This window comes from Kordia sp., assembly GCF_045105435.1.
In the GTDB taxonomy this organism is placed as follows: domain Bacteria; phylum Bacteroidota; class Bacteroidia; order Flavobacteriales; family Flavobacteriaceae; genus Kordia.
Genome location: NZ_JBGCDL010000062.1, coordinates 1 through 6,145, shown reverse-complemented (window position 1 = coordinate 6,145; position 6,145 = coordinate 1). Strand labels below are relative to the sequence as shown.

Sequence of the window (6,145 nt, the reverse complement as noted above, 5' to 3'; positions counted from 1 at the left end):
TAAATACGTTTGCCTCTTGCGCTTCGAGTTAAAAGATATGGTTCTACGTTTAGTGTAGGTTTATCTACAAATGCTACGTGATAGAGTTTGTTGGTTTCTCGGTAACGATTTGTTTCTTTTACCTTGAAGAAATATATAGTAATGTCGCCATCGTCATTGCTTACTTTGATGGTTTTTACAAACGAAATGGTGTCTTTTTCTTTGTCGAGTCCAATGCGACTCGCCAATCCTGCTTTTGCATAGCGTTGTTGTGTTTTTAGCGAATCGGGCACAAAATTGAGTAAATCTTTTTCTGAAAGTTTCCATAAGGTAGAAGCCAATGATTTTTCGTCAAATAAGGTTTTGTCTTTTAATTCTTGGGGAATTGGTTCGTTGTTTTCCAGTAATAAAGCAAGATAAGTAGATAAAGCAGCTTTTGAATCTGTTTTGAGCAACTTATTGAAAAAGTCCTTTATGTTTTTATCCTTTCGCAACGGAAATAATAGTTTTACATAACGCAACAAAGCTCTGCTACTTTTAAAACTGTATCGAGACGATTTCCCTAAGTTTCGTTTGATTTCAATTTTGGCGTCATTCAACAGTTGATTTTTATATCTTTTATATGCTTTTGGTTTCACTAAACTACTATCACTTAATTGTGTTAATAAACGATAAATTGGAGTTTTGTATTCTTGAATGCTCGAATAGTTCAATAATTCAGGAAACAACTCTTTCTTGAGTGATAAGTTGTCTTTTCCAACATCAAAAAGACGTTCTGTTCCTCTAGAATCTAATGGGAAATCATTTTCCAACAATGTTAAAATCAACTGAAAAGAGGCTTCATTTTTTTGTCGCATCAAGGTTTTTAAAATGGTAGTTTGTGTTTTTGAATCTTCAAAAGCTCCGATGTATAATTCTTTAAAAAACGGATGAACACGATTGTTTTTAAGCTTTCCTAAGGACGAAATTAAATAGTTTTTAATGTTTTCACGATCTTCAGGGAATTCATGGTCTTTTAAGATGGAAATAATCGTATTTGCATGTTTGTCAGCAAACTTAATTTTTGCATACGACTTTAATACAATACTGTCATTGTTTTTAATTCCATCAAAGAAGACATCGGTTTTATCGGCAAAAATATCTTTCCCGAGCAAAGTGTCAATCGGCGTAAATGTTTCATAGAAGTTTTTTACAAATTCAGAATGCTCAGCGATAGAATCTTCTAAGGTAGATAAACTGAATAAAACGCCCTTTTTTAGAATATCTTTTCGGTAAATACGTTTGGCGCTTGCCGTATCTCTCAACACATACGTACTGTAAAAAATATCATCATTTTGTTCGCGCTTTCTATCTTCAACCACAAAATTGAATTCGTAAAAACGCTCCATTCCATCCCATAAACTATCAATATTATGAAACATTTGCAAGTCGTGATATTTTATTCTGCGTACCAATACTTTTTCATTACTTTTGGATGTGTAGGTAATGTATTTTTTTTCTTGATCGTAGGCTTTTTTATCCGAATCATAACGCGAGTTGTACGATTGCGAAACCATTGGTTGTTTTGTGTTGGTCAACACCGAAAAGTGCAGTGCAGTATCAATTACTGTTTCAAATCGCTTGTAGGTTGGCGTTTTAATTTTGAATGAGTTAAAGTAGGTTTTTACTTTTTGCGCATCATTACCAATAAAGCCAAGTAGATAATAACTTTCGTCTTTTACCACCGTTTTTAGGTAGATTTTTTTCTGTGTGATCGTATCAATAATCGCAGACGATTCATAACTTTTATAGTTGTAATCGACAAAATTGCCATCAATCTTTTCAATCGCTAATTTTTTGTAGAAATTATTATGAATATATTCTGCTTCAAACGCATCTTCTTCAATGTATGAAACATCATTATTAAAAACTTCTTTGAAGAAATAATATTCGTCATTTACAGTTGCTTGCAACAATTTATTTCCTACATTTTTAGTGTTATCTGAAATGAAATTTACAGGAAATAAAAATTCATATTTCTTATATTCAGATGTGTATGTTTTTAATTCATTTGAAGGTTTCTTAAACTGTAAAGAGCCAAAAACTTCTTTTTCATATTGAAGCACAAAATCTTTTTTTCCACCAAATTTGATGATAATCATTTCTATTGGTGTTTTGTAAATATGATACTTTTGGTAATCGCCTTTTTTCGTTTTATTAACGATGCTAAATCCTGGAAACGGACTTGTCAACGGTTCTTTTGAAATGATGTCACCTGGAATATCTTCATACAATAACGGATCAATTTCTTCGAGTGTAATTTTTTCTTCGTTCGGAAACTGATCGTAGGTATTTAATCGTGTAATGGTTAAATACGCACCATTTGTCATGTCGGGCGCCAAGTAAAATTTTTGTTCTTTATAGACGAATTCTCTGAGTTCATCAAAGGTTTTAATCGTAATAAAACCATCTGGCGTACTGTACGTATTCAAATAGGGTTTTACGTGTAAATCTTCCAATTCTACTTTCGCTTTCAGTGCAAAATCGGTTTGTTTGGACGTTAATGGTTTTACAGTATATCCACGATTTTCTAGCATTTGAAGCATTCCTTTTTCACCAGCTAAATGTGCAGCGCCAACGCCAGCGAAAACGGTTTTATGTTGCATTAGTGAATCCATCACAATGACCATATTTTCGTTACGCTTAAACAACATATTTTCACGATAATATTGTGTATTTGTAGCTGCACCAATAGAATCTAGTAAATTAATATTTCGATTTCTATATACATCTTCTTGAACTGTATATCTGTTTTGGTCCTTGAACTTTTTTTGAACCCATTCATCTGGTTTTTTCTTTAAAACATTGTATGCAGCACGCGAAGTTAGATACCGTGATTCTTTGATGTCTTCTAGGCTAATAATAGGTTTGTCATTCTTTTTTCCTGCTTGATAAATAAACATATCTAAATATGTTTCTTCTTCAAAATCGTCTGCGCCAGCTTGTTTTCGGTATAAATATCCATTGATAATTCTATTGTCAAATCGGATAATACGTCGTACGGCTTCTTTCTTAGAAAACTCAGGGTTAAAATTCTTATTGTAAAAATTATCACCGCCATAACTTCGTGGAGAAACATCTGTCATTTGTTCGTAATTGTGTGCCAACCAAGTTGTAGGATCTGACTCTAAAGCAACCGTTTCGGCTTCCTCTAAGGCTTTAAAAAATACATCATCTAAGCGAAAAGCTACTTTTTTGCTTACATGCATTGTTCCGTATAAATAGGATGGCTTTTCCATACCGTTTCCGGAAACTTCCCAAAGAAGACTTTGTTTTTCTTCTTGCGCAACTAGTAAAGATGCGAAACACAGCAGCAGAAGTGATATATATATTCTCATAAAATAGGTAGAAAATTTAATGGTACTAATGTCATCGGTAAAATAATTACCAATGTACTAAAGATATAAATTCTTTCATGTTAACAGAATCATAATGCGTAAAAATGCTTTTTAAATGAGTGTATCAACATTTCCTATACTTGTCTGTACAATAATTGAAGATAGAGTCGTATTTTTGTAATTCTCTAAAAAGAAGACTAAAAAAGAAACAAATGAAAGGTGTATTACTTATAAATCTTGGTTCGCCAGATAGCCCAAACCCAAAAGACGTAAAAAGATACTTAGGTGAATTTCTAATGGACGAACGCGTAATTGATGTTCCAAAGTGGCTTCGTACGTTTCTTGTAAAAGGAATTATTTTAAACACACGTCCGAAAAAATCAGCGAAAGCATACCAAAAAATTTGGTGGGAAGAAGGTTCGCCGTTAATCATTATTTCAGAGCGTTTTCATAATAAAGTGCAAGCACGTGCCAAAGTTCCTGTTGCATTGGGAATGCGATATGGATCTATGAGCATTCAAAAAGGATTGCAAGAATTACACGAAAAAGGTGTCGATGAAGTATTAGTAGTGCCTTTGTATCCGCATTACGCGATGTCATCTTATGAAACTGTTGTTGTGAAAACACGAGAAGAGCAAAAAGCACATTTTCCAAATATGGAACTAACAATAGTTCCTTCTTTTTATAAACATCCAGATTACATCCGTGTACTATCTGAAAAAATAAAATTACATATAAAAGATATTGATTACGATCATATTTTGTTTTCGTATCACGGAATTCCTGAACGACATATTCGCAAAAGTGATCCTACAAAATCACACTGCAAAATGGATGGAAGTTGTTGCAATACGCCATCAAAAGCACACGAGTTTTGTTACAGACATCAATGTTTTGAAACCACAAAAGCAGTTGGCGAATATTTAGATTTGCCAGCCGATAAATTTAGCAACTCATTCCAGTCACGTTTAGGAGGCGATCCTTGGTTAAAACCGTATACAGATAAGGAATTTGAACGTTTTCCGGAAGAAGGAAAAAAGAATTTAGTGGTCATTACACCAGCATTTGTATCTGATTGTTTGGAAACGTTGGAAGAAATTGCAATGGAAGGTGAAGAACAATTCCAAGAAGCTGGCGGAGAACAATACGAGCACATTCCGTGCTTAAATGATGATGACGAATGGGTAAAAGTAATGACACGTTGGATTAACGAATGGAGTGTAGCTTCTAAAGCTGAAGTAACTGCCTAATGGCAAGTAACAAATCTGCTGAACTTGGCATTGCACCTATTGGGAAATTGCTCATTTCGCAAGCACTTCCTGCATCGATAGGAATTTTGGTTATGTCGCTCAATATGGTAGTCGATACCATTTTTGTAGGTCAGTGGATTGGTTCTATGGCAATTGCCGCCATTACGGTTGTAGTGCCGCTTACCTTTTTAATTGCGTCTATTGGAATGGCAATTGGAGTTGGTGGCGCGTCTATTATTTCCAGAGCGTTGGGCAAAGACGATCATGACAAAGCACAGCGGACTTTTGGAAATCAAATTGTATTGTCGTTTGGTTTGGCGGTTTTCTTTGTCATTGTTGGACTTATATTTAAAGAAGAAGCCTTGGCACTTTTTGGTGCGAATGGTAAAATTCTCGCTCCTGCGGAAACGTACTATGTAATTGTCATGTATGGAATTCCGTTTTTGTCCTTGTGTATGACAGGAAATCCAGTCGTAAGGGCAGAAGGCAAGCCAAAATTTGCAATGGTAGCATTGATTTTGCCAGCAATTGGAAATATATTTTTCGATTATTTGTTTATCAATGTGTTGGATATGGGCATGGCAGGCGCAGCTTGGGCAACGTCGATTTCGTACTTTATTTGCTTTCTATTCATTTATTGGTTTTTCTTTTCAAAACACAGTGAGCTCAAAATAAAATTACGTTGTTTTAAGTTAGAACGCGCTATTGTTAGAGAAATTACAGAATTGGGTGGCGTAACTTTAGCGCGACAAGGAATGGTGAGTATTCTGTCTATCATTTTAAATCATACCTTATTTATGTACGGCGGAGAAACATCGGTGACGATTTACGGAATTATTAGCCGAATGCTAATGTTTGCTTTATTTCCTGTGATGGGAATTTCGCAAGGATTTCTACCAATTGCAGGCTATAATTATGGTGCTGAAAAATTGGCGCGTGTGCGCGAAAGTATCAATATATCCATAAAATATGGAACAGGTTTGGCATTGCTTATTTTTGCTATTATTATGATTTTTCCAGAGCAAATAACGGCTGTTTTTACAAATGATGAAACTGTGATTCGCGATACGCCAAATGCATTGCGTTGGGTTTTCTTAGTAACGCCGTTAATTGCCGTTCAAATGATTGGCTCGGGCTATTTTCAAGCTATTGGGAAAGCGATTCCTGCATTGTTATTGACGCTTACAAAACAAGGATTCTTCCTTATTCCATTAATTTTAATTTTGCCTAAATACTACGGAATCTTTGGAGTTTGGGTTGCGTTTCCTATTGCCGATTTGCTTTCAACCATTGTTACAGGTTGGTATTTGAATAGAGAAGTGAAACGAACGTTGAAATGATGTTCTTTTGGTTGGATTCGTTTATTTGTTGATTTGAAAGTTTGTTGATTTGTCAATTTGTTGATGACTTTCTAGGGGAAAATACTGCTTCATTTCGTTTGTCGTTTTAAATAATTACCAATATATAACTAGGCAATATTTAAAACAAAGTGCGACTAAAAAATAAAAAAGGGAACACTTTTTAAAGCGTTCCCTTTTT

3 protein-coding genes are annotated in these 6,145 nt (G+C 34.5%); 2 read left to right on the top strand and 1 reads right to left on the bottom strand.

Annotated features, from left to right (window positions below):
* The coding region (locus AB8B65_RS03010; RefSeq protein WP_405299382.1) for a TraB/GumN family protein at positions 1 to 3,356 on the bottom strand (3,356 nt) is incomplete at its 3' end.
* Positions 3,357 to 3,568: 212 nt separating this feature from the next.
* On the opposite strand from AB8B65_RS03010, the gene hemH reads away from it, so the two are divergent.
* Positions 3,569 to 4,606 carry a ferrochelatase gene (gene hemH / locus AB8B65_RS03005; protein ID WP_405299381.1) on the top strand — a complete coding sequence of 346 codons (1,038 nt, stop codon included), beginning with the start codon at positions 3,569 to 3,571 and terminating at the stop codon, positions 4,604 to 4,606.
* Positions 4,606 to 5,946, top strand: coding sequence for an MATE family efflux transporter (locus AB8B65_RS03000; RefSeq protein ID WP_405299380.1), 1,341 nt, complete (start codon positions 4,606 to 4,608; stop codon positions 5,944 to 5,946). The genes hemH and AB8B65_RS03000 overlap by 1 nt, the downstream gene beginning before the upstream one ends.
* Positions 5,947 to 6,145 lie beyond the last annotated feature (199 nt).

Excerpts from the sequence above, each read along its gene's own strand:
- hemH (WP_405299381.1), top strand. The coding sequence starts at position 3,569 with ATGAAAGGTGTATTACTTATAAATCTTGGTTCGCCAGATAGCCCAAAC.
- AB8B65_RS03000 (WP_405299380.1), top strand. The coding sequence starts at position 4,606 with ATGGCAAGTAACAAATCTGCTGAACTTGGCATTGCACCTATTGGGAAA.